Consider the following 21,987-nt stretch of genomic DNA (forward strand, 5'->3'; position numbering starts at 1 on the left):
GGGCGACAATGTGACCATCACTGTTGCCCTGATCGCCCCGATCGCCATGGAACAAGGTCTGCGCTTCGCCATCCGTGAAGGTGGCCGTACTGTTGGCGCCGGCGTTGTTGCCAAGATCGTTGAGTAAGGCATAAATCATGCAAAACCAGAAAATTCGCATCCGTCTGAAGGCATTTGACTACGCGCTGATCGACCGTTCCGCTCAGGAAATCGTCGAAACTGCCAAGCGTACCGGTGCCGTTGTCAAGGGTCCGGTTCCGCTGCCGACGAAAATCGAACGTTTCGACGTTCTGCGTTCGCCGCACGTGAACAAGACCTCCCGCGACCAGTTCGAAATCCGCACTCATCTGCGCCTGATGGACATTGTCGATCCTACCGACAAGACCGTTGACGCGCTGATGAAGCTGGATCTGCCGGCTGGCGTGGACGTCGAAATCAAGCTGCAGTAATGCAGAGGGCGGCGCCGGAAGGTGCCGCCGCCGAAAGGCAAAAGTACAAATTGATGGTCGATGCGCGCTAAGTGCTTGCAACGACAGGAAATTTAGTGCTAATATCGCGAGCTTACCGTTTTTATGGCGGTAAGCTCGTTTTTTTTAATTAACGGTTATTTGCCGGTCAATCGAAATCGGCCCTGAAAAGGAAATAACTATGAGCTTAGGTCTCGTCGGACGTAAAGTCGGCATGACCCGCATTTTTGCTGATGATGGCGTGTCCATCCCGGTAACTGTGCTGGATATGTCGGCCAATCGCGTCACGCAAGTCAAGACGCCGGAAACTGATGGCTACGCAGCCGTTCAGGTTACTTTCGGTGCAAAGAAGGCCAATCGTGTGAACAAGGCTGAAGCCGGTCACTTTGCCAAAGCAGGCGTTGAAGCAGGTCTGGATCTCGTTGAGTTCCGTATCGCTGCTGACAAACTGTCTGATCTGAAGGCTGGTGATTCGCTGTCGGTCGAACTGTTCGCTGTTGGTCAAATGGTGGATGTCTCTGGCACCAGCCAGGGTAAAGGCTTTGCCGGCGCCATTAAACGTCACAACTTCTCTTCCAACCGTGCTTCGCACGGTAACTCGCGTTCGCACAACTCGCCGGGTTCCATCGGTATGGCGCAAGATCCGGGTCGTGTTTTCCCGGGTAAGCGCATGGCCGGTCAACTGGGTAACGTCAAGCGTACCGTGCAGAACCTGGAAGTCGTCCGTATCGACGTTGAACGTCAACTGCTGTTGGTCAAGGGCGCTGTCCCGGGCTCCAAGGGCAATGACGTTGTCGTTCGCCCGAGTGTGAAGGCAGGTGCGTAATGGAACTGAAAGTCATTAATGCAATTGGCGAAGCACAAGCTGCTGTCGCCGGCTCCGATGCCCTGTTTGGTCGCGAATTCAATGAAGCGCTCGTTCACCAGTTGGTGACCGCGTACTTCGCGAATGCCCGTAGCGGCAATCGCGCTCAGAAAGACCGCGAACAGGTAAATCACTCCACCAAGAAGCCGTTCAAGCAAAAGGGCACTGGTCGTGCTCGTGCTGGTATGACTTCCTCGCCGCTGTGGCGTGGTGGTGGTCGTATTTTCCCGAACAGCCCGGACGAAAACTTCAGCCACAAAGTTAACCGCAAGATGTACCGCGCCGGTATCGCGACCATTCTGTCGCAACTGGTTCGCGAAGATCGTCTGGTCGTGGTTGACGACATCAAGCTGGACGCACCGAAGACCAAGTCTTTCGTGCAAAAGCTCGATGCTCTGAAGCTTGATTCCGCGCTGATCATCACGAAGGAACTGGACGAAAACCTGTACCTCGCTTCCCGTAACCTGCCGAATGTGCTGGTTCTGGAGCCGTCGCAGGCCGATCCGGTCAGCCTCGTGCGTTTCAAGAAGGTTGTGCTGACCCGCGATGCGCTGGCCGCCTTCGAGGAGATGTTCGCATGACGCAATTTACTGAAAACCGCCTGCTGCAAGTGCTGCGTGCCCCGGTCGTTTCTGAAAAGTCGACCTTCGTAGCCGAAAAGGCAGAGCAGATCGTGTTCCGTGTTTCCACGGATGCGACCAAGGCTGAGATCAAGGCTGCTGTTGAGCTGCTGTTCAAGGTCAAGGTTGAGAGCGTTCAAGTACTGAACGTGCACGGCAAGGTCAAGCGCCACGGTCGTTTCACCGGTCGTCGCGCCAGCTGGAAAAAGGCTTATATCAGCCTTGCTCCGGGCCAGGAAATTGACCTCGCGGCTGCGCAATAAGGAGACTGAGAAATGGCATTGGTAAAAGTAAAACCGACGTCCGCCGGTCGCCGCGCAGTTGTCAAGGTTGTTAACCCTGACCTGCACAAGGGTGCCCCGTACGCACCGCTGCTGGAATCGCAATCCAAAACCGCCGGTCGTAACAACCGCGGTGTGATCACGACCCGTCACAAGGGCGGTGGCCACAAGCAGCACTACCGTATCATCGACTTCAAGCGTAACAAGGATGGTATCCCGGCGACTGTTGAGCGTCTGGAATACGATCCGAACCGCACCGCGAACATCGCGCTGCTGTGCTACGCCGATGGCGAACGTCGCTACATCATCGCCCCGAAGGGCGTGAAGGCCGGCGCCGTGCTGGTATCGGGCGCTGAAGCCCCGATCAAGGCTGGTAATGCACTGCCGATCCGCAACATTCCGGTGGGTTCGACGATTCACTGCGTTGAACTGCAACCTGGCAAGGGCGCCCAACTGGCTCGCTCTGCTGGCGTTAGCGTTCAGCTGCTGGCTCGCGAAGGCATCTACGCTCAGCTGCGTCTGCGTTCGGGTGAAATCCGCAAGGTTCACGTTGACTGCCGCGCTACCCTGGGTGAAGTCGGTAACGAAGAGCATAGCCTGCGTTCTTACGGCAAGGCTGGTGCCAAGCGCTGGTTGGGTATTCGCCCGACCGTTCGTGGTACTGCCATGAACCCGATCGACCACCCGCACGGTGGTGGTGAAGGTCGTACTGGTGAAGGTCGTGTGCCGGTTAGCCCGTGGGGCCAGCCGACCAAGGGCTACCGTACCCGTAACAACAAGCGTACGGACAACATGCGCGTACGTCGCCGTCCTGCGAACAAGGGGTAATTGAACATGGCACGTTCTATCAAGAAGGGCCCGTTCGTTGACCTGCACCTCATCAAAAAGGTTGAGGCTGCGCGCAACTCGAACGACAAGCGCCCGATCAAGACCTGGTCGCGTCGCTCGACCGTGCTGCCTGATTTCGTCGGTCTGACGATCGCCGTGCACAACGGCAAGCAGCACGTTCCGGTATACGTGAACGAAAACATGGTTGGCCACAAGCTGGGCGAGTTCGCACTCACCCGGACTTTCAAAGGTCATGCCGCCGACAAAAAAGCCAAGCGCTAAGGTGATGACATGCAAGTATCCGCTGTACTGAGCAATGCTCGTCTCTCCGCCCAGAAGGCTCGTCTTGTCGCTGACCTCGTGCGTGGCAAGCCGGTTGAGCAAGCACTGAACATCCTGGCTTTCAGCCCGAAAAAGGGTGCAGTGCTGATCAAGAAAGTGCTGGAGTCTGCTATCGCCAACGCCGAGCACAACGAAGGCGCCGATATCGACTCTCTCAAGGTCGCTACGATCTATGTGGACAAGGGTCCGTCTCTCAAGCGTTTTGCTGCTCGTGCCAAGGGCCGCGGCAACCGCATCGAGAAGCAAACCTGCCACATCACGCTGACTGTTGGCGACTAAGGAGCGAAAATGGGTCAGAAAATCCACCCGACGGGTTTCCGTCTGGCTGTAACCAAAAACTGGGCTTCGCGCTGGTACGCCAACAGCCGTAACTTCAGCAAGATGCTGACGGAAGATGTTGAAGTCCGCGCATTCCTGAAGAAGAAGCTGGCTAACGCTTCTGTTAGCCGCGTGGTTATCGAACGCCCGGCCAAGAACGCCAAGATCACCATTCACACGGCTCGTCCGGGTGTTGTGATCGGCAAGAAAGGCGAGGACATCGAAGTTCTGAAGAGCCAACTGCAGGGTATCCTGAAAGTGCCGGTTCACGTGAACATCGAAGAAGTCCGCAAGCCGGAAATCGACGCACAAATCATCGCCGACAGCATCGCTTCGCAACTCGAAAAGCGTGTGATGTTCCGTCGTGCCATGAAGCGCGCGATGCAAAACGCCATGCGTCTGGGTGCCCAGGGCATCAAGATCATGTCGTCCGGTCGTCTGAATGGTATCGAAATTGCGCGTACCGAATGGTATCGCGAAGGCCGCGTGCCTTTGCATACCCTGCGTGCCGACATTGACTACGCGACTTCGGAAGCGCAGACCACTTACGGCATCATCGGTATCAAGGTTTGGGTCTACAAGGGTGAAGTGAAGCCTGGCGAAAAGGCAGCACAAGAACCGGTAGAAACCCGCAAGCGTGAACGTAAGGGGCCTCGCAATGCTGCAGCCAACTAGACTGAAATACCGCAAGGTTCAGAAGGGCCGTAACACCGGTATCGCTACTCGCGGTAACAGCGTTGCTTTCGGTACCTTTGGCCTGAAGGCTATGGGTCGTGGCCGTCTGACCGCGCGTCAGATCGAGTCCGCCCGTCGTGCCATTACCCGCTACATCAAGCGTGGCGGTCGCGTTTGGATCCGTGTGTTCCCGGATAAACCGATCTCGACCAAGCCGGCTGAAGTGCGTATGGGTAACGGTAAGGGTAGCCCGGAATACTGGGTTGCTGAAATTCAACCGGGCAAAGTGCTCTACGAACTGGATGGCGTCGCTGAGGAAATCGCTCGCGAAGCGTTCCGCCTGGCTTCGGCCAAGCTGCCGTTCGCAGTGTCCTTCGTCTCTCGTCAAGTGGGGCAATGATGAAAGCTGCTGAACTTCGTCAAAAAACCGAGGGCGAGCTGAAGAGTGAACTGACTGCGTTGCTGAAAGCGCAATTCAGTCTGCGTATGCAGCACGCCACGGGCCAACTCGCCAAGACCAGCGAGATCAATCGTGTGCGCAAGGATATTGCGCGCGTTCGTACCATCCTGGCACAAAAGGCGGCTTAACATGTCCGAAGCGAAACTGAAGCGCACGCTGACTGGTCGCGTTGTAAGCGACAAGATGGACAAGACCGTGACCGTGCTGGTTGAGCATCTGGTGAAACACCCGCTCTACGGCAAGGTTGTACGTCGCTCCAAGAAGTACCACGCACACGATGAAACCAATCAGTACCACGAAGGTGATCTGGTCGTTATCGAAGAGGGTCGTCCCCTCTCGAAGACCAAGGCCTGGGTGGTAACTACGCTGGTTGAGAAGGCACGTATCGTTTGATGTGAAAGTTTCCTGGTCCGCCAGGAAATTTAAATCATCTCAAGTGGTTGCGCGGGCATTGTACGTTGTGTACAATGCCCGTTTTTCCATGTTGCAACCGAACGGGGGTTTCTCTCGCGAAGTTGCATCGTTTTCCCCGAACGGGGTCCAAAACTGGCCGCGATATGCTCGGCATTCGTCGAGCGCTTGCTTCGACTTGTCGAAGTGTTGCGGGTTAAGTTGGAGGTTTTTTTCCAATGATTCAAATGCAATCCATGCTGGAGGTTGCAGACAATACCGGTGCGCGTTCCGTAATGTGCATCAAGGTGTTGGGCGGCTCCAAACGTCGCTATGCATCCGTTGGCGACATCATCAAGGTCAGCATCAAAGACGCTGCACCGCGTGGTCGCGTCAAGAAGGGCGATGTTTACAACGCCGTGGTGGTTCGCACTGCCAAGGGCGTTCGTCGTGCTGATGGCTCGCTCATCAAGTTCGACGGCAATGCCGCTGTCCTCCTTAACGCCAAACTGGAACCGATCGGTACCCGTATCTTTGGGCCGGTTACGCGTGAACTGCGTACCGAGCGCTTCATGAAGATCGTGTCGCTCGCGCCCGAAGTGCTGTAAGGAGAAGGCTGCATGAACAAGATTCGCAAAGGTGACGAAGTCATCGTCATCACCGGTAAGGATAAGGGCAAGCGCGGTGTTGTGCTGCGTGTAATCCCCAATGAAGACCGCATTGTTGTTGAAGGCGTGGCCGTGGTGAAGAAACACCAGAAGCCGAACCCGATGCGCGGTCAGCAAGGTGGGATTGTCGAAATGAACGCTTCTATCCACGTGTCCAACGTTGCCATTTTTAACGCGACCACCGGCAAGGCCGATCGCGTTGGCTTCAAGGTGCTGGAAGACGGCAAGAAGGTTCGCTTCTTCAAGTCCAACGGCGAAGTTGTTGGCGCTTAAGGAGATAGACAATGACTGCCCGTCTGCAAGATTTCTACAAAGAAAAAGTTGTGCCGCAACTGGTTGAACAGTTCGGTTACAAGTCGATCATGGAAGTGCCGCGGATCGAAAAGATCACCGTCAACATGGGTGTTGGCGAAGCGGTTGCTGACAAGAAAGTGATGGAACACGCTGTTGGCGATATGGAAGCGATTACTGGCCAGAAGGCCGTCGTGACCAAGGCCAAGAAGTCCATCGCTGGCTTCAAGATCCGTGACGGCTACCCGATCGGCTGCAAGGTAACCCTGCGCCGTGAACGCATGTACGAATTCCTGGATCGTCTGGTGTCGGTTGCGCTTCCGCGCGTTCGCGACTTCCGTGGCGTGAATGGCAAGTCCTTTGATGGCCGTGGTAACTACAACATGGGCGTCAAGGAACAGATCATTTTCCCGGAAATCGAGTACGACAAGATCGACGCGCTGCGTGGTATGAACATTACCATCACCACCACCGCGAAGACCGATGATGAAGCGCGCGCGCTGCTGGCCGCCTTCAAGTTCCCGTTCAAGAATTGAGGCGAACACCATGGCAAAACTCTCATTGATCAATCGTGAGGAAAAGCGCCGCGCTACCGTTGCCAAGTTCGCAACCAAGCGCGCTCAGCTGCTCGCGATCGTCAACGACCAGAACGCGTCCGAAGAAGACCGCTTTGCAGCGCGTCTGAAGTTCCAGCAACTGCCCCGCAACGCCAGCCCGTCCCGCGTGCGTAATCGTTGCGCTCTGACCGGTCGTCCTCGCGGTACTTTCCGCAAGTTCGGTCTGGCTCGTAACAAACTGCGTGAATTGGCCATGAAGGGTGAAATCCCCGGCATGACCAAGGCAAGCTGGTAATCGGGACAGGAGAAGAAATATGGCAATGCATGATCCTATCGCCGATATGCTGACCCGCATCCGTAACGCTCAGCGTGCGGACAAGGCGTCGGTAACCATGCCGTCTTCCAAGCTGAAGGTGGCTATCGCTCAGGTACTGAAAGACGAAGGTTACGTTGAATCGTTCAGCGTCGCCGGCGATGTAAAGCGTGAACTGACGATTGAACTGAAGTACTACGCCGGCCGCCCGGTTATCGAACGCATCGAACGCGTTTCGAAGCCTGGTCTGCGCGTGTACAAGGGTTCCGACAGCATCCCGCAGGTAATGAATGGTCTTGGCGTGGCAATCGTTTCCACGTCCAAGGGTGTGATGACCGATCGCAAAGCGCGTGCCAACGGTGTTGGTGGCGAGCTTCTGTGCTTCGTTGCTTGATGAGGTGAATTCATGTCTCGCGTAGCAAAAAATCCGGTCGCTATCCCGTCGGGCGTTGAAGTCAAGCTCACTGCCAACGAGATCGCAATCAAGGGTCCGAACGGCACCCTGGTTCAGCCGCTGACTGGCAATGTGTCGGTCAAGGTCGAAGACAACAGCGTCGTGTTTGCCGCCAATGGCGAAAGCAAAGATGCACGCGCTATGTCCGGTACCATCCGCGCGCTGGTAAACAACATGGTTGTTGGCGTTTCCAAGGGCTTCGAGCGCAAGCTGACCCTGGTAGGCGTGGGCTACCGTGCTCAAGCTCAAGGCGATTTGCTGAATCTGACGCTGGGCTTCTCTCACCCGGTCGCGCACAAGATGCCGGCTGGTGTGAAGGTTGAAACCCCGTCGCAAACCGAAATCGTCCTCAAGGGCGCCGACAAGCAAGTTCTTGGTCAGGTTGCTGCTGAAATCCGCGCTTACCGCGCTCCGGAACCCTACAAGGGCAAGGGCGTGCGTTACTCGGATGAAGTGGTGACGCTGAAAGAAACCAAGAAGAAGTAATTGAGGCTGAATCATGGACAAGAAAGAAACTCGAGTTCGCCGCGCACGTAAAACCCGTGCAAAGATTGCTGAGCTCAAGGCTGTGCGCCTGTCGGTACACCGTACCAACAGCCACATCTACGCCCAGATCATCGATGAAACTGGTGGCAAGGTGCTGGTTTCCGCTTCCTCCCTGGAAAAGGAAGGTCGCGGTGAGATCAAGAATGGCGCCAGCGTTGACGCTGCTGTTCTGATCGGTAAGCGCATTGCCGAAAAAGCCAAGGCTGCAGGTATCGAAAACGTGGCATTTGACCGTTCCGGTTTCAAATACCACGGCCGCGTGAAAGCGCTGGCAGATGCTGCCCGCGAAGCCGGTCTGGTCTTCTAATTGAGTTCGGAGTTATCAAATGGCTAGAAACGAATCGGAAGATCGCTCGGACGGCCTTCGTGAGAAGATGGTTGCGGTTAACCGCGTAACCAAGGTTGTGAAGGGTGGTCGTATTCTCGGTTTCGCCGCACTGACCGTAGTTGGTGATGGCGATGGTGGCATCGGCATGGGCAAGGGTAAGTCCAAGGAAGTGCCGGTTGCTGTGCAAAAGGGTCTGGACGAAGCACGCCGCAAGATGTTCAAGGCGCCGCTGAAGAACGGTACCGTTCCGCACGCAGTGGTTGGCAAGCACGGTGCAACTACCGTGTTCATGCAACCTGCATCCGAAGGTACCGGTATTATCGCCGGCGGCCCGATGCGCGCTGTGTTCGAAGTGATGGGTGTTCACAACATCACTGCGAAGTGCCACGGTTCCACGAACCCGTACAACCTGGTTCGCGCAACGCTGGACGGCCTGTCCAAGCTGCACACCGCTTCGGATATTGCTGCCAAGCGCGGCAAGACCGTTGAAGAGATTCTTGGGGTGGCGGAATGACTGACGTCAAGAAAGTAAAAGTAACGCTGGTGAAGAGCCTGATCGGCCGCCTGGAAAGCCACAAGGCCTGCGCCCGTGGTCTGGGTCTGCGCAAGCTCAACAGCAGCTCTGAAGTGATCGATACCCCGGAAAACCGCGGCATGATCAACAAGATCAGCTACCTGCTGAAAGTGGAGGGCTAACATGGCTAACACTATGGAACTGAATACCCTCACTCCGGGTGTCGGCGCCAAGCACGCCAAGCGTCGCGTTGGTCGTGGCATTGGCTCGGGTCTGGGCAAGACTGCCGGTCGTGGTCACAAAGGTCAGAAGTCCCGCGCTGGTGGCTTCCACAAGGTTGGTTTTGAAGGCGGTCAAATGCCGCTGCAACGCCGCCTGCCCAAGCGTGGCTTCGTCTCGCTGGCCAAGGGCCGTACAGGTGAAGTCAGCCTGTCCGACCTGCAAGCCCTGCCGGTTGCTGAGGTCGATCTGCTCGTCCTCAAGCAAGCTGGTCTGGTCGGTAACCTGACCCTGCGTGTGAAGGTTATTCTGGCTGGCAAGATCGAGAAGGCTGTGACGCTGAAAGGCATCGCTGCTACCAAGGGTGCCCGCGCTGCGATTGAAGCAGCTGGCGGCAGCATCGCTGAGTAATTGCTGAGAGGCTAAAACGTGGCGAATCCCGCTCTGGCTGGTTCCGCAAACAAGTTTGCGGATCTGAAGAAACGGATCTGGTTCATGCTGGGCGCGTTGATTGTGTACCGTATCGGTGCACACATCCCCGTGCCCGGGATCAATCCGGTCGAGCTGGCCCGGTTGTTCGAGTCGTCCCAAACGGGCCTTTTGAACATGTTCAACATGTTCTCGGGGGGCGCGCTGTCGCGCTTTACCGTGTTCGCCATCGGGATCATGCCTTACATTTCCGCGTCCATCATTTTGCAGTTGGCCGCGGAAGTGTTGCCTCAGCTCAAGCAGCTCAAGAAAGAAGGCGAAGCAGGTCGTCGCAAAATTACGCAATACACGCGTTATGCGACGGTCCTGTTGGCCACTTTCCAGAGCTTCGGTATCGCTTCGCTCTTGCTGAAGCAGCCGAATCTGGTGGTTCTGCCCTCGGTGCAGTTCGTTCCGCTCACCATCATTACGCTGGTGACCGGGACGATGTTCCTGATGTGGCTGGGCGAACAGATCACTGAGCGTGGCATTGGCAACGGTATTTCGATTCTGATCTGTGCAGGTATCGCTTCTGGCGTACCGGCTGCGATCGGCAAGACGCTTGCATTGGCTAATCAGGGTTCCCTGCCCATCTTGTTGGTGCTGGGCCTGTTTGTCGGTGTGGTGTTGCTGACTGCAGCAGTGGTGTTTGTCGAACGTGGTCAACGCAAGGTGCCTGTCAACTACGCAAAGCGTCAGGTTGGCAACCGCATCATGCAGGCCCAGAGCACTCACCTGCCGCTCAAGATCAACATGGCTGGGGTCATCCCGCCGATTTTTGCTTCGTCGATCATCCTGTTCCCGGCCACGGTTCTGTCGTGGAGTGGTAACAGTGAGCGGTTCTCGTGGCTGAAGTCGATCGGTGACATGCTCCATCCGGGTCAGCCGCTGTACGTCATCCTGTACGCAGCTGCGATCATTTTCTTCTGCTACTTCTACACGGCGCTGGTTTTCAATCCAAAGGAAACCGCGGACAACCTGAAGAAGAGTGGTGCAATGATCCCAGGCTATCGTCCGGGCGAGCATACCGCGCGCTACATCGAAAAGCTGATCCTGAAACTGACTCTGATCGGTGCGTTGTACATCACCTTTATCTGTCTGATTCCGGAGTTCCTGATTCTGAAGTGGAACGTTCCGTTCTACTTCGGCGGTACTTCGCTGCTGATTCTGGTGGTGGTAACCATGGACTTCATGGCTCAAATGCAGTCCTATGTGATGTCGCACCAGTACGAAAGCTTGCTCAAGAAGGCTAACTTCAAGGGCTAAGCCTGAGAAAGACCGGTTCCGGAGCGTGATCGAAAGATGCGCTCCGGTACTACTGGATGGGGTGCTTGAAATGCCGCGAGGCGGCCTGATGAGTTATCCCGACAAGGACATGCGGGTCCTGTCAAAAAATCCTGAGGGAACGACGAGGTGTTTTTAACAAATCGTCATCTTCCTGATTGACCAGAAAGACGGCTATAATCCGTCCTCTTTGACAGGGACTGCATCGTATTCCGGATCAAAAGCGATCCGGAATTTCATTTTGAAGAAAAGGACAGACCATGAGAGTTCAAGCATCGGTCAAGAAAATCTGCCGCAACTGCAAGATCATCCGCCGCAACCGTGTTGTGCGCGTGATCTGCACCGACCCGCGGCACAAGCAACGCCAAGGCTGATTTGAGGCAATCGGCTTTTCGCGTTATAATCTGCAACTTTTTAACCTGGGGTAAGAAGTATGGCCCGTATTGCTGGGGTTAACATCCCTAACCATCAGCATACTGTGATCGGCCTTCAAGCGATCTACGGTATCGGCCGCACCCGCGCATACTCGGTATGCTCGGCCGTTGCGATCGATCCGACGAAGAAGGTGAAGGATCTCAGTGAAGCTGAACTTGATAAACTGCGCGACGAAGTAGGCAAGTACACCGTCGAGGGCGATCTGCGCCGTGAAGTAACCATGAGCATCAAGCGTCTGATGGACCTTGGCTGCTATCGTGGTCTGCGTCACCGCAAGGGCCTTCCGGTTCGTGGCCAACGCACGCGTACCAATGCACGTACCCGCAAGGGCCCGCGCAAGGCTATTGCCGGCAAGAAGTAAGCTGGTAACTAAAGGATTTTGTAATGGCTAAAGCAAACACAGTGCGTGTACGGAAGAAAGTCAAAAAGAGCGTGTCTGAAGGTATTGCGCATGTTCATGCGTCCTTCAACAACACGATCGTGACCATCACTGATCGCCAAGGGAATGCTCTCTCCTGGGCTACCTCGGGCGGTGCTGGTTTTAAAGGCTCTCGGAAAAGTACACCCTTTGCAGCACAGGTTGCTGCGGAGCACGCTGGTAAAGTTGCCCAGGAATATGGTGTAAAGAACCTTGAAGTTCGTATCAAGGGTCCGGGTCCGGGTCGCGAGTCCGCTGTCCGCGCACTCAATGCCCTGGGTTTCAAGATCACCAGCATCTCGGATGTGACACCAGTGCCGCACAACGGCTGCCGTCCGCCCAAGAAGCGTCGTATCTAATTCCCGGAGTAAATCATGGCTCGTTATATCGGACCCAAGTGCAAACTCGCACGCCGTGAAGGTACGGATCTTTTTCTGAAGAGCGCTCGTCGCTCGCTCGATAGCAAGTGCAAGCTGGAACAAGCCCCAGGCCAGCACGGCGCCAAGACTCCGCGTTTGTCGGACTACGGTGTTCACCTGCGCGAGAAGCAAAAGATTCGCCGTATCTATGGCGTGCTGGAACGTCAGTTCCGTCGTTATTTTGAACAAGCCAGCCGCAAGAAGGGCTCCACAGGCGAAAACCTGCTGCAGATCCTTGAAACGCGTCTGGACAACGTGGTTTATCGCATGGGTTACGCCTCGACCCGCGCGGAAGCCCGTCAGCTCGTCTCTCACAAAGCAATCGTGGTGAACGGCGAAGTTGTCAATATCCCGTCTTACCAGGTGAAAGCCGGCGACGCTGTCAGCGTTCGTGAAAAGGCCAAGAAGCAAGCGCGTGTTGTTGAAGCACTCGCGCTGGCCGAAGGCATCGGTTTCCCGGGTTGGGTGCAGGTTGACTCGAAGAAGATGGAAGGTGTCTTCAAGAGCATGCCGGAGCGTTCCGACCTGTCCAGCGATATCAATGAATCGCTGGTCGTCGAATACTACTCCAAGTGATAACCAGCACCGGAAAAGGCTAAGGGATACTGATATATGCAAAACCTCGCTAATGAGTTGCTCAAGCCGCGCATCATCGACGTGCAGGCCCAATCCAGCGCGCAGGCGCGCGTGGTCATGGAGCCGTTCGAGCGCGGTTATGGCCATACGCTCGGTAACGCCCTGCGCCGCATCCTGCTGTCTTCGATGCCGGGCTACGCGCCGACCGAAGTCAAGATCGAAGGTATCGTCCATGAATACTCCGCGCTGGATGGCGTGCAGGAAGACGTGGTCGATATCCTTCTGAATCTGAAGGGCGTGGTGCTGAAGCTGCACGGTCGTGAGGCCGTGACGCTCACGCTGTCCAAAGACGGCGAAGGTCTGGTTACTGCTGCCGATATTCAGGTGCCGCATGACGTGGAAGTGGTTAATCCCGGTCACGTGATTGCGCACCTCTCGGCTGGCGGCAAGCTGAACATGGAAATCAAGGTGGAAAAGGGCCGTGGTTATCAGCCCGCCCCGGCACGTCTGGGTCGTGATGAGAACCGCACTATCGGCACGATTCAGCTTGATGCCTCGTTTAGCCCGATTCGTCGCGTCAGTTATGCGGTTGAAAGTGCGCGTGTTGAACAGCGTACCGACCTGGATCGCCTGATTCTCGACATCGAAACCAATGGTGTACTGACACCGGAAGACGCAGTCCGTCAGGCTGCCCGTATTCTGGTTGACCAGCTGTCCGTGTTTGCGGATCTGGAAGGTACTCCGGTTGAAGAAGAGAAGCCGGCTGCGCCGCAGATCGATCCGATCTTGCTGCGTCCGGTGGATGATCTGGAACTGACCGTGCGTTCGGCGAACTGCCTGAAAGCTGAGAATATTTATTACATCGGGGACCTGATCCAGCGTACTGAGACAGAATTGTTGAAGGCGCCGAATCTTGGTCGCAAGTCCTTGAATGAAATCAAGGAAGTGCTGGCGTCCAAGGGCTTGAGCCTGGGCATGCGCCTCGAAAACTGGCCTCCAGTCGGCTTGGAAAAGCCCTGAGCGGCCAACGGAAAGGAATTGACAAATGCGTCACCGTCTTGCCAATCGTAAACTGAACCGCACGTCGGCTCACCGTCAGGCGCTGCTGCGCAACCTGGCGAATGCGCTGCTGCGTCATGAAGTTATCAAGACCACACTGCCCAAGGCGAAAGAGCTGCGTCGCGTTGCCGAGCCGCTGATCACCCTGGGTAAGGCACCGAGCCTGGCCAACCGCCGTCTGGCTTTCAACCGCACTCGCGACCGCGAGATCGTGGTGAAGCTGTTCGACGTTCTGGGCCCGCGCTACGCTGCCCGTAACGGTGGTTACCTCCGTATTCTGAAGTACGGTTTCCGTCAGGGCGACAACGCCCCGATGGCACTGGTTGAACTGGTGGACCGTCCGGAAGATGCAGAAGTGGTTGAAGCTGAATAATCGAAAGATTGCCAGCTAATTGAAAAGGCCAACCTTCGGGTTGGCCTTTTCTTTTGCCTGCTCGTTACAGCGTGGTGTTTTGGGCGTTTTGGGTGTTTTGGGTGTCTGTGGCTGTTTATGGCGCGCAGGGTATCTGATTGGGTGCTGGCGGGTGAGGGTGGTGCTGCAGGAAAGCGCTGGGCTGGATTGCGCAGGGCAAAGGGCTGCTGTCGGGCGCACCAATGAAAAACGCCGTGAACCTTTGCAGGATTCACGGCGCTGGAATTTGGCTCCCCGACCTGGGCTCGAACCAGGGACACACGGATTAACAGTCCGTTGCTCTACCGACTGAGCTATCGGGGAATCGGTAAGAGGGGCGTATTCTAACTAATCATTCGCTGTCTTTCAACTGTAACTTCAAATTGATTTTCACAAATGCATTTCGGGTATTTCTGATTGGCATTCCAGGCAGAATTGCGCGGCTAATGTATTCTGAAAATCATTGCATTTGCCAGGGTGCCGGAAATGCGGGTGTTCACGATATTTGATTATGGCGCCAGTAATGGGTGCTTTGCGTGGCGCTGGCGTTGTCAGGCTGTGGGTATGGGTGGCTGTACCAATCGGCGGTGGGGTGGCGCCGCCTGACGATGCACGATGGCTGTGCCGTGGCCGGACGCGGTATCCTGCTGCCGGAATCTGAACCGTAACCAGGATGTTTTTCCGGATGCACGCAATCGCAAGTTGGCCAATCGCATACACGCACGATGAAATGAAAAACGCCGTGAACCTTTGCAGGATTCACGGCGTTGGTATCTGGCTCCCCGACCTGGGCTCGAACCAGGGACACACGGATTAACAGTCCGTTGCTCTACCGACTGAGCTATCGGGGAATCGGTGAGTTGCGTATAATAGATACGATCCCCGTGCCTGTCAATATGTATATAAAGAAAAACGTGAGGAACGCATGCAAAAAATAAAAACACTATTGATTTCGCTGGTAATTTTGATTGCGATTGTCGCAGCTCTGCCAGTTATTTTGCCGCTGAACATGTTTCTGACCGATATCACCACCAAGATGCAACAGGTGATGCATGGCCCGGTGCAGATTCGTCAGCTGCGCTTTGACTACACACCGAACCCGGCGCTGGTACTACAGGACGTCACGCTGGAGAACGACCCGGCGGTGGGGCATATCGATTTCATTCGTGTTCCGCTGAGCTTTTACAACCTGACCCACTGGGGTACGGGTGTTCGTGAAGCCAGTGCGGAAGGCGCGCGCTTCAGCCCGGCCTATGCGGCCAAATTGTCTGAACGCATGCGGCCGCGTCCGGGTGATACCCTGGCGCATATTGATGACCTGCAACTGCGCCGCGCCAGCATTTTGCTGGGCAACAACGAACTTGGCCCGGTTGATGGCGTTTTGCGTTTTGACAGCGCCGGCAATCTGGCCGGTTTGTCGGTGAGCGATGCCGCAGGCCAGTCGAACCTGGACATCCAGCCGCAGGGCAAGGATTTTGCCGCGACGTTTGTGGCACGCCACTGGACTGTACCGCTGGGTTACCCGGTGGTGTTCGATTCGCTGCAACTGAAAGGCGTGATTGGCGAAACCGGCCTGCAGATTTCTGAAATCCAGGGCGAGTTGTATAGCGGTGTCGTGACCGGTACTGCACAACTGGACTGGAGCAATGGCTGGAAACTGACTGGCGCGCTGCACGGCAGTAGCCTGCAGTCCGAACCGCTGTCGATGGTGTTCAGCCCGGCGACCCACCTTGCAGGTCGTCTGGAAGGGGATGCGACCTTCAGTTACGAAGCCGATAGCTGGACGCATCTGTTCGACAAGCCTGCTGTGCTGGCAGACCTGCATGTGCGTGATGGCTATCTGCATAACTTTGATCTGGTGGCGCCGCTCAAATCCAGCGCGCCTGTGGTGTATGCACGGGGTGGGCGTACCGCCTTCGATAACTTCACGGCCAAGGTGGCAGTTCAGCCCGACCACGTGGATATCACTGACGTGAAGCTCGATAGCGGCAAGTTCACCGCCTCCGGCCAGTTGCATGTCACGCGTGGTGGCAAGCTGCAGGGGGTTGCGCAGTCCCGTCTGGCCAGCAGTGGTATTCTGGCGGCAAGCACGGTACGTATTGGCGGCTTGCTTGATACGCCGGCGTTCAGTTCTTCTGGCGCACGCCGGGCCGGCCATGATGATCCGCTGGATGCGGCAACCCAGGTGCAGCAGAACGACCAGCATGTCGTGGAGCCGGCGGCTTCGGCTGCACAGTAAGCGCGTTCAGGCGTAGATTCATGGGGGTGGTTTATCGGATTGCAGTTGCAAATCCGCTGAGCCACCCCCATTTTGCTGGTTCAGGTTAACCGATGAACAAGAGAGTAAAAGCATGAGCTGGGTAGATGCATTGCCGGGTGCCGAGATCGAAAACGGTGTGGTGCGTTCCTTTGCGGGGGCCACGAATGAGGCCGACGTACTGGCGAACGGTACCGTGATTTCACCGCTCAGCCAGTTTGGGCTGATCCGTTTCAGGGGTGAAGAAACCGGCGCATTCCTGCAAGGGCAGCTTTCCAGTGATGTCCGCCAGCTGGAAAACGGCCTGGCGCAGTACTCCAGCTACTCCACGCCCAAAGGGCGCATGCTGGCCAGCTTCCTGATTTTCCGCATGGGTGATGATTATCTGCTGCAGATCCCGCGTGATTTGCAGGCAGCCATCCAGAAGCGGCTCTCGATGTTTGTTTTGCGCAGCAAGACCAAAGCAGACGATGCCTCTGCCGACATCGCGCTGATTGGCGTGGCGGGCGCCAATGCCGCTGCGGTTGTCAAAGCGGTGGCCGGGGACGCGCCTGCGGCTGATTTTACGCATCATGCCTGGTCTGACGGTGTGGTGCTGGCGTTGCCGCATGGCCGGTTTGAGCTGGCTGTCGTCGCGGACCAGGCCGCAAAGGTATGGCAGGCATTGCAGCAGGCCGGTGCGACGCCAGTTGGCGAGCCCGCTTGGCGGTTGTCGGATGTCCGTGCAGGGATCCCGTGGATTACCGCCAGCACGCAAGAAGAGTTTGTTGCGCAGATGGCCAATATGGAACTGATTGGCGCGGTCAGCTTCAACAAGGGTTGCTACCCGGGCCAGGAAATTGTGGCGCGCACGCAATACCTGGGCAAACTCAAGCGCCGCATGTACCGCGTGCACGTCAATGCTGATGTCGTTGCCGGGCAAGACGTATTCAGCCCGGAAATGAATGGCCAGGCCTCCGGCAAGGTCATGCTGGCGGCGCCGGTGGGCAAGGGCGCGAGCGAGGCCCTTGTGGTGGTGCAGACCAGCTCGCTGGAGCACGGCCTGCATCTGGGCGCGGTGACTGGCCCGCAGGCCCAGGTGCTTGATCTGCCCTACGCGGTGGCCTGACCTCTGGCCGGCCATCTGGCTGTCCCTGTCGTGTGAAAAGCACGGCCGCTGCGGTTTCGTCTATAATCGCGCGACTGAATGAAATGACAAGGGTTAAAGAATGGGTTTTCTGGCCGGCAAAAAAATCCTGATCAGCGGGTTGCTGTCTGATCGCTCGATCGCTTATGGCATCGCAGAAGCTGCCAAGCGCGAAGGCGCCGAACTGGCATTTACCTACGTCAGTGAAGATCTGAAGCAGCGCGTGGTAGATCTGGCTGCTGACTTTGATTCCACGCTGGTACTGCCCTGTGACGTGGCCAGCGATGAACAAATCGAAGCCCTGTTCGTAGAACTGGGCAAGCACTGGGACAAGCTGGACGGTCTGGTGCACTCCATTGGCTTTGCGCCGCGTGAAGCGCTCAAGGGCAATTACCTGGACGCCGTGACGCGTGACAATTTCAAGATTGCGCACGACATCAGCTCCTATAGCTTTGCCGCCATGGCCAAGGCTGCGCGTCCGCTGCTGGCCGATAACGCCGCACTGATCACGCTGTCTTACCTGGGTGCAGAGCGTGCCATCCCCAATTACAACGTAATGGGTCTGGCCAAGGCATCGCTGGAAGCCAACGTGCGTTACATGGCGGCAGCCATGGGCGAACGCGGCATTCGCGTGAACGGTATTTCGGCCGGTCCGATCAAGACCCTGGCCGCATCCGGGATCAAGGATTTCGGTTCGCTGCTCAAGCGCGCTGCTGATGCAACGCCGCTCAAGCGCAACGTCACCCAGCTGGAAGTCGGCAATGTTGCCGCATTCCTGATGTCGGATCTGTCGTCCGGCATGACGGGTGAAATCCTCTACGTGGATTGCGGTTTCAGCATCGGGGCAGGCGCCCTGGGCGACTGACCGGTTGCCATTACACGTAGTCGCAAAAAGCCCGGCACCTGCCGGGCTTTTTTGTTGCGTGATTGCCTCAGCCGGGATTTTTGCTTGCCACTCAAGGCACTATTGCAACACGTGTGTACATTCGGTCGCGATTCAGGGTTCCACTGCGCCCGTGACAACCGCATAATGAAGACTGCTTGAGTTGTTTCAGAGAAGTGATGCCATGTGCCAGTTATTGGGCATGAACTGCAATGTGCCTACCGATATCGTTTTTTCCTTCGAAGGATTCCGCCAGCGTGGTGGCGTAACTGATCACCACTCGGATGGCTGGGGGATCGCGTTCTTCGAGGATGACGGCTGCCGCATGTTCCTGGATCACCAGCCCTCTGCCTTGTCGCCGCTGGCGGAGCTGGTGTACCGGTATCCGATCAAAAGCACCAATGTGGTTGCGCATATCCGCAAGGCCACGCAAGGCGTGGTGTCGCTGGCCAATACCCATCCGTTCAAACGCGAGTTATGGGGCCGCTACTGGCTGTTTGCGCACAACGGCAACCTCACGGGGTTGCCGCCGCTGGGTAGCTCCCGCTTCCGGCCCGTGGGCACGACAGACAGTGAATACGCGTTTTGCTGGATCATGAATGAACTGGCACTGCGGTTTGTCGACAAACCGCCGCTGCCGGTGCTGCACGCCGCGCTGGCCGAACTGGCCGAGCGCCTGGCCGGTCACGGCACCTTCAATTTTCTGATGTCGGATGGCACGGCGCTGTTTGCCCGCTGCGCGACAGACCTGCACTACATTGTGCGTTGCGCCCCCTTTGCGACGGCGCATCTGTCAGATACCGATGTCTCGGTGGACTTTGCCCATTACACCGGCCCCAAGGACATGGTGGCGGTGATCGCCACCCAGCCGTTGACGGACAACGAATGCTGGGTGCGCATGAATAGCGGCGACTTGCTGATGTTTATTGATGGGCAACCGCATCAGTTGCCCGTGTCCGAAGAAGTCGCCGTGGCCGGCGCGGGTCAGTAACCGGCTTCGACCAGCATCTCGCGGGTCAGCAAGAACACAAAGCCGTCACCGCTGGTGGTATCCATCCACACAAACGGCAGCGTGGGGTAGGCCGCTTCCAGCACGTCGCGGTTGTGGCCGATTTCCACCATCAGCACGCCCATCTCGTTCAGATAGGTGGTGGCCGATTCAATGATCTTGCGGGTGATATCAAGGCCGTCCTCGCCGCTGCCCAGTGCCATTTCCGGCTCGTGGCGGTATTCCTGCGGCAACTCGTCCATGGACGGCGCATCGACGTAGGGTGGGTTGGAGACGATCAGATCGTAGGTTTCGCCTTCGACTTCGGCAAACAGGTCAGAGTCGATCAGGTGAATGCGTTCGCCCAGGTTGTATTGGGCGACGTTGATTTCAGCCACATCCAGCGCATCGGGCGAGAGATCAATCGCATCGACTTCAGCATCCGGGAAATGATCCGCCACCAGGATTGCCAGGCAACCCGAACCGGTACACAGGTCCAGCGCGCGGTGAATCAGTTCCGGATGCTCGATCCACGGTTCCAGCGCGCCATCGCGCAGGATTTCGGCAATGAACGAGCGCGGTACGATGGTGCGCTGATCCACATAGAACTTGTACTCGCCCAGCCAGGCTTCATGCGTCAGGTACGCAGTCGGGATGTGGTCTTCGGCGCGCTGGCGGATGGCCTCGACCACTTTGTCCAGTTCTTGCGGCAACAGGCGCGCATCCAGAAACGGGTCCAGCCGGTCCAGCGGCAGGCCCAGCATCGACAGGATCAGCCACGCGGCTTCGTCATAGGCGTTGTCGGTACCGTGACCGTAAAACAGGTTGGCATCCTTGAACCGCGAGACGGCAAAGCGCAGGCAATCGCGCACGGTAACAAGCTGGGAGCGGGCAAGATCGTACATTGAAGGTACTCGATAGGCGGAATGCCTCTAGTGTAGCAGGCTCGTCAAGCCCGACGACTGCACAATGCCGGCACACCACGTCATAGCTATCCTGGCGTAATGTCGTCGTTTTCAAGGAGCGGCCATGGCCCAGATCAGTTTGAGCGTGAACTACCGTAATCAGGTGCTGGCGGGCTCGGCGCATCTGCCAGAGGCCGGCGTCACGGGCGACGCGGTCTTGCTACTGCATGGCTTTACCGGATCACGCATCGAGTTTGCTTATCTGTTTGTGGAGCTGGGCCGGTATCTGGCTGCGCAGGGGCTGACGGTATTTCGCTTTGATTTTGCCGGCTGCGGCGAAAGCACCGGTCACTTTGCCGATCTGTCGATTGCCGACCAGATCATGCAGACCGACGTGTTGCTTGATGAGCTGGCGGAGCGATACCCGGGCCTGCGCTGGCATGTATTCGGCTACAGCATGGGGGCGCTGGCGGCGGCCAGTGTCGGCGCCCGGCGCGGTGATCTGGCCAGCCTTGTGCTGCTGGCGCCGGCCGGCACCGTGGGGCAATACCTGCAAGAAGTGATGGCCCATTCGCCCCGGCTGGATAACGGCAGCGCCGACTTTATCGGGCTGGAGATCAGCCCGGCGCTGGTGGCAGAGGCGCTGGCGTTTGATCTGAATGCCACGCTGACCCACGCTCATGCTTCGGTCATGGTGATTCACGGTGGCAAAGATATCGTGGTCAAACCGGAAGTCGGGCAGCAAGCGGCGATGGCGGCGGGTGGCCGTTTTGTGCTGATGCCAGAGGCCGATCACGGCCTGTGCTTTGGGGCGCACCGGCGGGAGATGGCGCAGACCGTGGCAGAGTGGATCATCCAGAAAGGCCGCGAATAAGCGCGGCGCATTACAACTGGTCGAACCAGTCGGCCTCCGGGATCTGGCCGAATACCTTGCGCAAACCGGTGCTCCACGCTTTGCGCGTGCGGTTGAACCAAGCGTTGTTTTCTTCAATGCGGTACGGTTTGACCCTGGCAAACGCGTCGGTCTTGCAGCGCAGTACATCAATGGGCAGGCCCACTGACAAATTACTGCGGATGGTCGAATCGAACGAGATCAGCATGCATTTGAGCGCTTGTTCCAGTGGCGTGTCGTACTGGATCACGCGGTCCAGGATCGGCTTGCCGTATTTGGATTCGCCAATCTGGAAATACGGCGTGTCTTCCGAGGCCTCAATGAAATTGCATTGCGGGTAAACGTTGAACAGGCGCGGCGCTTCGCCGCGAATCTGCCCGCCGACAATGAACGACCCGCCAAAATCCACGCCCTGCGACATGCTGACATTACCCGAGCCCTGGCTGTCGCGACTGACCACTTCACGCGCGGTTTCGCCCACCAGAATGGCCGCTTCGTACAAGGAGTTCACGTTCAGCAGATGATGCAGTTCTTGCTGCGTGCGCGCCTGCAGCAGGTTCACTACGCTTTGGGTGGTGGCCAGATTGCCGGCGGTGAGAATGATGATGGTGCGCTCGCCCGGCACTTCGAACACATGCATTTTGCGGAACGTGGCAATGTGATCGACCCCGGCATTGGTGCGGGAGTCAGAGGCAAACAGCAGCCCGTCTTTCAGGCGCATGGCAACACAGTAAGTCATGGACCGGCTCG

36 protein-coding genes and 2 tRNA genes are annotated in these 21,987 nt (G+C 57.0%); 34 read left to right on the forward strand and 4 right to left on the reverse strand.

All coding sequences use genetic code 11. From position 1 onward, the window contains the following. The 29 genes from IEX57_RS19965 to rplQ all read left to right on the forward strand — a co-directional run. A partial coding sequence (locus IEX57_RS19965; protein WP_505965937.1) for an EF-Tu C-terminal domain-related protein occupies nt 1-127 on the forward strand: 127 nt, incomplete at its 5' end. 10 nt (nt 128-137) lie between these two features. Continuing rightward, a complete protein-coding gene (gene rpsJ / locus IEX57_RS19970; RefSeq protein WP_184100454.1) occupies nt 138-449 on the forward strand; it encodes a 30S ribosomal protein S10 in 312 nt (103 codons plus the stop codon). 199 nt (nt 450-648) lie between these two features. Continuing rightward, complete coding sequence (gene rplC / locus IEX57_RS19975; protein ID WP_188706913.1) at nt 649-1,293, forward strand: 50S ribosomal protein L3; 645 nt, start codon at nt 649-651, stop codon at nt 1,291-1,293. Then, complete coding sequence (gene rplD / locus IEX57_RS19980) at nt 1,293-1,913, forward strand: 50S ribosomal protein L4 (protein WP_188706915.1); 621 nt, start codon at nt 1,293-1,295, stop codon at nt 1,911-1,913. The genes rplC and rplD overlap by 1 nt, the downstream gene beginning before the upstream one ends. Beyond that, on the forward strand, nt 1,910-2,215 hold the full coding sequence (gene rplW / locus IEX57_RS19985) for a 50S ribosomal protein L23 (RefSeq protein ID WP_184100448.1): 306 nt from the start codon (nt 1,910-1,912) through the stop codon (nt 2,213-2,215). Before rplD ends, rplW begins: the two co-directional genes overlap by 4 nt. Before the next feature lie 12 nt (nt 2,216-2,227). After that, nucleotides 2,228-3,061, forward strand: coding sequence for a 50S ribosomal protein L2 (rplB, locus tag IEX57_RS19990; protein WP_188698201.1), 834 nt, complete (start codon nt 2,228-2,230; stop codon nt 3,059-3,061). A gap of 6 nt (nt 3,062-3,067) precedes the next feature. After that, nucleotides 3,068-3,343, forward strand: coding sequence for a 30S ribosomal protein S19 (gene rpsS / locus IEX57_RS19995; RefSeq protein WP_184100444.1), 276 nt, complete (start codon nt 3,068-3,070; stop codon nt 3,341-3,343). A 9-nt stretch (nt 3,344-3,352) separates the two neighbouring features. Then, nucleotides 3,353-3,682: a 50S ribosomal protein L22 gene (rplV, locus tag IEX57_RS20000; protein WP_184100442.1), complete on the forward strand. Its 330-nt coding sequence runs from the start codon at nt 3,353-3,355 to the stop codon at nt 3,680-3,682. Nucleotides 3,683-3,691: 9 nt separating this feature from the next. Beyond that, the gene (rpsC, locus tag IEX57_RS20005) at nt 3,692-4,396 is read left to right on the forward strand and encodes a 30S ribosomal protein S3 (RefSeq protein ID WP_184100440.1); all 705 of its coding nucleotides are present in this window, start codon (nt 3,692-3,694) and stop codon (nt 4,394-4,396) included. Beyond that, nucleotides 4,380-4,796 carry a 50S ribosomal protein L16 gene (gene rplP / locus IEX57_RS20010; protein WP_184100438.1) on the forward strand — a complete coding sequence of 139 codons (417 nt, stop codon included), beginning with the start codon at nt 4,380-4,382 and terminating at the stop codon, nt 4,794-4,796. Before rpsC ends, rplP begins: the two co-directional genes overlap by 17 nt. Continuing rightward, nucleotides 4,796-4,984 (forward strand): 50S ribosomal protein L29, encoded by a 189-nt coding sequence (rpmC, locus tag IEX57_RS20015; RefSeq protein WP_188707077.1) that lies wholly within the window; start codon nt 4,796-4,798, stop codon nt 4,982-4,984. The genes rplP and rpmC overlap by 1 nt, the downstream gene beginning before the upstream one ends. 1 nt (nt 4,985) lies before the next feature. Beyond that, complete coding sequence (gene rpsQ, locus IEX57_RS20020; protein ID WP_188706917.1) at nt 4,986-5,249, forward strand: 30S ribosomal protein S17; 264 nt, start codon at nt 4,986-4,988, stop codon at nt 5,247-5,249. A gap of 236 nt (nt 5,250-5,485) precedes the next feature. After that, entirely contained in the window at nt 5,486-5,854 is a 369-nt protein-coding gene (gene rplN / locus IEX57_RS20025; protein ID WP_184100434.1) for a 50S ribosomal protein L14, read from the forward strand. 12 nt (nt 5,855-5,866) lie between these two features. Next, nucleotides 5,867-6,187: a 50S ribosomal protein L24 gene (gene rplX, locus IEX57_RS20030; protein WP_188706919.1), complete on the forward strand. Its 321-nt coding sequence runs from the start codon at nt 5,867-5,869 to the stop codon at nt 6,185-6,187. 11 nt (nt 6,188-6,198) lie between these two features. After that, nucleotides 6,199-6,741 (forward strand): 50S ribosomal protein L5, encoded by a 543-nt coding sequence (gene rplE, locus IEX57_RS20035; protein ID WP_188698188.1) that lies wholly within the window; start codon nt 6,199-6,201, stop codon nt 6,739-6,741. 10 nt (nt 6,742-6,751) lie between these two features. Then, nucleotides 6,752-7,057, forward strand: coding sequence for a 30S ribosomal protein S14 (rpsN, locus tag IEX57_RS20040; RefSeq protein ID WP_188706921.1), 306 nt, complete (start codon nt 6,752-6,754; stop codon nt 7,055-7,057). A 19-nt stretch (nt 7,058-7,076) separates the two neighbouring features. Then, nucleotides 7,077-7,469, forward strand: coding sequence for a 30S ribosomal protein S8 (rpsH, locus tag IEX57_RS20045; RefSeq protein WP_188706923.1), 393 nt, complete (start codon nt 7,077-7,079; stop codon nt 7,467-7,469). Between the two features lie 12 nt (nt 7,470-7,481). Next, a complete protein-coding gene (gene rplF, locus IEX57_RS20050; RefSeq protein WP_188698180.1) occupies nt 7,482-8,015 on the forward strand; it encodes a 50S ribosomal protein L6 in 534 nt (177 codons plus the stop codon). A gap of 13 nt (nt 8,016-8,028) precedes the next feature. Beyond that, nucleotides 8,029-8,382: a 50S ribosomal protein L18 gene (gene rplR, locus IEX57_RS20055; RefSeq protein ID WP_188706925.1), complete on the forward strand. Its 354-nt coding sequence runs from the start codon at nt 8,029-8,031 to the stop codon at nt 8,380-8,382. Nucleotides 8,383-8,401: 19 nt separating this feature from the next. Next, nucleotides 8,402-8,917 (forward strand): 30S ribosomal protein S5, encoded by a 516-nt coding sequence (gene rpsE, locus IEX57_RS20060; RefSeq protein ID WP_188698174.1) that lies wholly within the window; start codon nt 8,402-8,404, stop codon nt 8,915-8,917. After that, complete coding sequence (gene rpmD, locus IEX57_RS20065) at nt 8,914-9,099, forward strand: 50S ribosomal protein L30 (RefSeq protein WP_188698171.1); 186 nt, start codon at nt 8,914-8,916, stop codon at nt 9,097-9,099. The genes rpsE and rpmD overlap by 4 nt, the downstream gene beginning before the upstream one ends. Before the next feature lie 13 nt (nt 9,100-9,112). Continuing rightward, nucleotides 9,113-9,547 carry a 50S ribosomal protein L15 gene (gene rplO, locus IEX57_RS20070; RefSeq protein WP_188707079.1) on the forward strand — a complete coding sequence of 145 codons (435 nt, stop codon included), beginning with the start codon at nt 9,113-9,115 and terminating at the stop codon, nt 9,545-9,547. A gap of 18 nt (nt 9,548-9,565) precedes the next feature. Beyond that, a complete protein-coding gene (secY, locus tag IEX57_RS20075) occupies nt 9,566-10,870 on the forward strand; it encodes a preprotein translocase subunit SecY (RefSeq protein WP_188698169.1) in 1,305 nt (434 codons plus the stop codon). Between the two features lie 278 nt (nt 10,871-11,148). Then, complete coding sequence (gene rpmJ / locus IEX57_RS20080; RefSeq protein WP_018748524.1) at nt 11,149-11,262, forward strand: 50S ribosomal protein L36; 114 nt, start codon at nt 11,149-11,151, stop codon at nt 11,260-11,262. Nucleotides 11,263-11,321: 59 nt separating this feature from the next. Further along, nucleotides 11,322-11,684, forward strand: a complete 363-nt coding sequence (gene rpsM, locus IEX57_RS20085; protein WP_188706927.1) for a 30S ribosomal protein S13 — start codon at nt 11,322-11,324, stop codon at nt 11,682-11,684. A 23-nt stretch (nt 11,685-11,707) separates the two neighbouring features. Next, nucleotides 11,708-12,100 carry a 30S ribosomal protein S11 gene (gene rpsK / locus IEX57_RS20090; RefSeq protein ID WP_053939957.1) on the forward strand — a complete coding sequence of 131 codons (393 nt, stop codon included), beginning with the start codon at nt 11,708-11,710 and terminating at the stop codon, nt 12,098-12,100. Between the two features lie 15 nt (nt 12,101-12,115). Then, nucleotides 12,116-12,736 carry a 30S ribosomal protein S4 gene (rpsD, locus tag IEX57_RS20095; RefSeq protein WP_188698165.1) on the forward strand — a complete coding sequence of 207 codons (621 nt, stop codon included), beginning with the start codon at nt 12,116-12,118 and terminating at the stop codon, nt 12,734-12,736. A 36-nt stretch (nt 12,737-12,772) separates the two neighbouring features. Continuing rightward, nucleotides 12,773-13,756, forward strand: a complete 984-nt coding sequence (locus IEX57_RS20100) for a DNA-directed RNA polymerase subunit alpha (RefSeq protein WP_188706929.1) — start codon at nt 12,773-12,775, stop codon at nt 13,754-13,756. A gap of 25 nt (nt 13,757-13,781) precedes the next feature. After that, nucleotides 13,782-14,168, forward strand: coding sequence for a 50S ribosomal protein L17 (rplQ, locus tag IEX57_RS20105; protein WP_184100393.1), 387 nt, complete (start codon nt 13,782-13,784; stop codon nt 14,166-14,168). A gap of 266 nt (nt 14,169-14,434) precedes the next feature. Here the strand turns inward: rplQ and IEX57_RS20110 are convergent. Continuing rightward, nucleotides 14,435-14,510 (reverse strand) — tRNA-Asn (locus tag IEX57_RS20110). Between the two features lie 451 nt (nt 14,511-14,961). After that, nucleotides 14,962-15,037: transfer RNA gene (locus IEX57_RS20115), tRNA-Asn, on the reverse strand. A 158-nt stretch (nt 15,038-15,195) separates the two neighbouring features. Here IEX57_RS20115 and IEX57_RS20120 point away from each other — a divergent pair. The 4 genes from IEX57_RS20120 to IEX57_RS20135 all read left to right on the forward strand — a co-directional run bounded on the left by IEX57_RS20120 (nt 15,196) and on the right by IEX57_RS20135 (nt 19,443). Then, the gene (locus IEX57_RS20120; protein ID WP_188706931.1) at nt 15,196-16,425 is read left to right on the forward strand and encodes a hypothetical protein; all 1,230 of its coding nucleotides are present in this window, start codon (nt 15,196-15,198) and stop codon (nt 16,423-16,425) included. A gap of 112 nt (nt 16,426-16,537) precedes the next feature. After that, nucleotides 16,538-17,551: a CAF17-like 4Fe-4S cluster assembly/insertion protein YgfZ gene (gene ygfZ, locus IEX57_RS20125; RefSeq protein ID WP_188706933.1), complete on the forward strand. Its 1,014-nt coding sequence runs from the start codon at nt 16,538-16,540 to the stop codon at nt 17,549-17,551. Nucleotides 17,552-17,651: 100 nt separating this feature from the next. After that, nucleotides 17,652-18,434 (forward strand): enoyl-ACP reductase FabI, encoded by a 783-nt coding sequence (gene fabI / locus IEX57_RS20130; RefSeq protein WP_188706935.1) that lies wholly within the window; start codon nt 17,652-17,654, stop codon nt 18,432-18,434. Between the two features lie 202 nt (nt 18,435-18,636). Then, on the forward strand, nt 18,637-19,443 hold the full coding sequence (locus tag IEX57_RS20135) for a class II glutamine amidotransferase (RefSeq protein ID WP_188706937.1): 807 nt from the start codon (nt 18,637-18,639) through the stop codon (nt 19,441-19,443). Here the strand turns inward: IEX57_RS20135 and prmB are convergent. Next, a complete protein-coding gene (gene prmB, locus IEX57_RS20140) occupies nt 19,437-20,345 on the reverse strand; it encodes a 50S ribosomal protein L3 N(5)-glutamine methyltransferase (protein ID WP_188706938.1) in 909 nt (302 codons plus the stop codon). The two genes, IEX57_RS20135 and prmB, sit on opposite strands and share 7 nt — an antisense overlap. A 124-nt stretch (nt 20,346-20,469) precedes the next feature. Between prmB and IEX57_RS20145 the strand changes: the two genes are divergently transcribed. Beyond that, entirely contained in the window at nt 20,470-21,219 is a 750-nt protein-coding gene (locus IEX57_RS20145; RefSeq protein ID WP_188706940.1) for an alpha/beta hydrolase, read from the forward strand. Nucleotides 21,220-21,229: 10 nt separating this feature from the next. On the opposite strand, the gene IEX57_RS20150 is transcribed toward IEX57_RS20145, so the two are convergent. Further along, nucleotides 21,230-21,976: a proteasome-type protease gene (locus IEX57_RS20150; protein ID WP_188706942.1), complete on the reverse strand. Its 747-nt coding sequence runs from the start codon at nt 21,974-21,976 to the stop codon at nt 21,230-21,232. Between the last annotated feature and the right edge of the window lie 11 nt (nt 21,977-21,987).

The sequence above is a fragment of the Silvimonas iriomotensis genome, from assembly GCF_014645535.1.
GTDB classification, from domain to species: Bacteria; Pseudomonadota; Gammaproteobacteria; order Burkholderiales; family Chitinibacteraceae; genus Silvimonas; species Silvimonas iriomotensis.

Coding starts and splice junctions, on each gene's coding strand:
- rplQ (WP_184100393.1), top strand. CDS start 13,782: ATGCGTCACCGTCTTGCCAATCGTAAACTGAACCGCACGTCGGCTCAC.
- IEX57_RS20120 (WP_188706931.1), top strand. CDS start 15,196: ATGTTTCTGACCGATATCACCACCAAGATGCAACAGGTGATGCATGGC.
- fabI (WP_188706935.1), top strand. CDS start 17,652: ATGGGTTTTCTGGCCGGCAAAAAAATCCTGATCAGCGGGTTGCTGTCT.
- rplV (WP_184100442.1), top strand. CDS start 3,353: ATGCAAGTATCCGCTGTACTGAGCAATGCTCGTCTCTCCGCCCAGAAG.
- IEX57_RS20150 (WP_188706942.1), bottom strand. CDS start 21,976: ATGACTTACTGTGTTGCCATGCGCCTGAAAGACGGGCTGCTGTTTGCC.
- rplF (WP_188698180.1), top strand. CDS start 7,482: ATGTCTCGCGTAGCAAAAAATCCGGTCGCTATCCCGTCGGGCGTTGAA.
- rplB (WP_188698201.1), top strand. CDS start 2,228: ATGGCATTGGTAAAAGTAAAACCGACGTCCGCCGGTCGCCGCGCAGTT.
- rplR (WP_188706925.1), top strand. CDS start 8,029: ATGGACAAGAAAGAAACTCGAGTTCGCCGCGCACGTAAAACCCGTGCA.
- prmB (WP_188706938.1), bottom strand. CDS start 20,345: ATGTACGATCTTGCCCGCTCCCAGCTTGTTACCGTGCGCGATTGCCTG.
- rpsN (WP_188706921.1), top strand. CDS start 6,752: ATGGCAAAACTCTCATTGATCAATCGTGAGGAAAAGCGCCGCGCTACC.
- rplD (WP_188706915.1), top strand. CDS start 1,293: ATGGAACTGAAAGTCATTAATGCAATTGGCGAAGCACAAGCTGCTGTC.
- rpsM (WP_188706927.1), top strand. CDS start 11,322: ATGGCCCGTATTGCTGGGGTTAACATCCCTAACCATCAGCATACTGTG.
- IEX57_RS20135 (WP_188706937.1), top strand. CDS start 18,637: ATGTGCCAGTTATTGGGCATGAACTGCAATGTGCCTACCGATATCGTT.
- rpmC (WP_188707077.1), top strand. CDS start 4,796: ATGAAAGCTGCTGAACTTCGTCAAAAAACCGAGGGCGAGCTGAAGAGT.
- ygfZ (WP_188706933.1), top strand. CDS start 16,538: ATGAGCTGGGTAGATGCATTGCCGGGTGCCGAGATCGAAAACGGTGTG.
- rplO (WP_188707079.1), top strand. CDS start 9,113: ATGGAACTGAATACCCTCACTCCGGGTGTCGGCGCCAAGCACGCCAAG.
- rpsQ (WP_188706917.1), top strand. CDS start 4,986: ATGTCCGAAGCGAAACTGAAGCGCACGCTGACTGGTCGCGTTGTAAGC.
- rpsH (WP_188706923.1), top strand. CDS start 7,077: ATGGCAATGCATGATCCTATCGCCGATATGCTGACCCGCATCCGTAAC.
- IEX57_RS20145 (WP_188706940.1), top strand. CDS start 20,470: ATGGCCCAGATCAGTTTGAGCGTGAACTACCGTAATCAGGTGCTGGCG.
- rpsE (WP_188698174.1), top strand. CDS start 8,402: ATGGCTAGAAACGAATCGGAAGATCGCTCGGACGGCCTTCGTGAGAAG.
- rpsS (WP_184100444.1), top strand. CDS start 3,068: ATGGCACGTTCTATCAAGAAGGGCCCGTTCGTTGACCTGCACCTCATC.
- rplE (WP_188698188.1), top strand. CDS start 6,199: ATGACTGCCCGTCTGCAAGATTTCTACAAAGAAAAAGTTGTGCCGCAA.
- rpsJ (WP_184100454.1), top strand. CDS start 138: ATGCAAAACCAGAAAATTCGCATCCGTCTGAAGGCATTTGACTACGCG.
- rpmJ (WP_018748524.1), top strand. CDS start 11,149: ATGAGAGTTCAAGCATCGGTCAAGAAAATCTGCCGCAACTGCAAGATC.
- rpsD (WP_188698165.1), top strand. CDS start 12,116: ATGGCTCGTTATATCGGACCCAAGTGCAAACTCGCACGCCGTGAAGGT.
- rplX (WP_188706919.1), top strand. CDS start 5,867: ATGAACAAGATTCGCAAAGGTGACGAAGTCATCGTCATCACCGGTAAG.
- rplC (WP_188706913.1), top strand. CDS start 649: ATGAGCTTAGGTCTCGTCGGACGTAAAGTCGGCATGACCCGCATTTTT.
- IEX57_RS20100 (WP_188706929.1), top strand. CDS start 12,773: ATGCAAAACCTCGCTAATGAGTTGCTCAAGCCGCGCATCATCGACGTG.
- rpmD (WP_188698171.1), top strand. CDS start 8,914: ATGACTGACGTCAAGAAAGTAAAAGTAACGCTGGTGAAGAGCCTGATC.
- rpsC (WP_184100440.1), top strand. CDS start 3,692: ATGGGTCAGAAAATCCACCCGACGGGTTTCCGTCTGGCTGTAACCAAA.
- rplP (WP_184100438.1), top strand. CDS start 4,380: ATGCTGCAGCCAACTAGACTGAAATACCGCAAGGTTCAGAAGGGCCGT.
- rpsK (WP_053939957.1), top strand. CDS start 11,708: ATGGCTAAAGCAAACACAGTGCGTGTACGGAAGAAAGTCAAAAAGAGC.
- rplW (WP_184100448.1), top strand. CDS start 1,910: ATGACGCAATTTACTGAAAACCGCCTGCTGCAAGTGCTGCGTGCCCCG.
- rplN (WP_184100434.1), top strand. CDS start 5,486: ATGATTCAAATGCAATCCATGCTGGAGGTTGCAGACAATACCGGTGCG.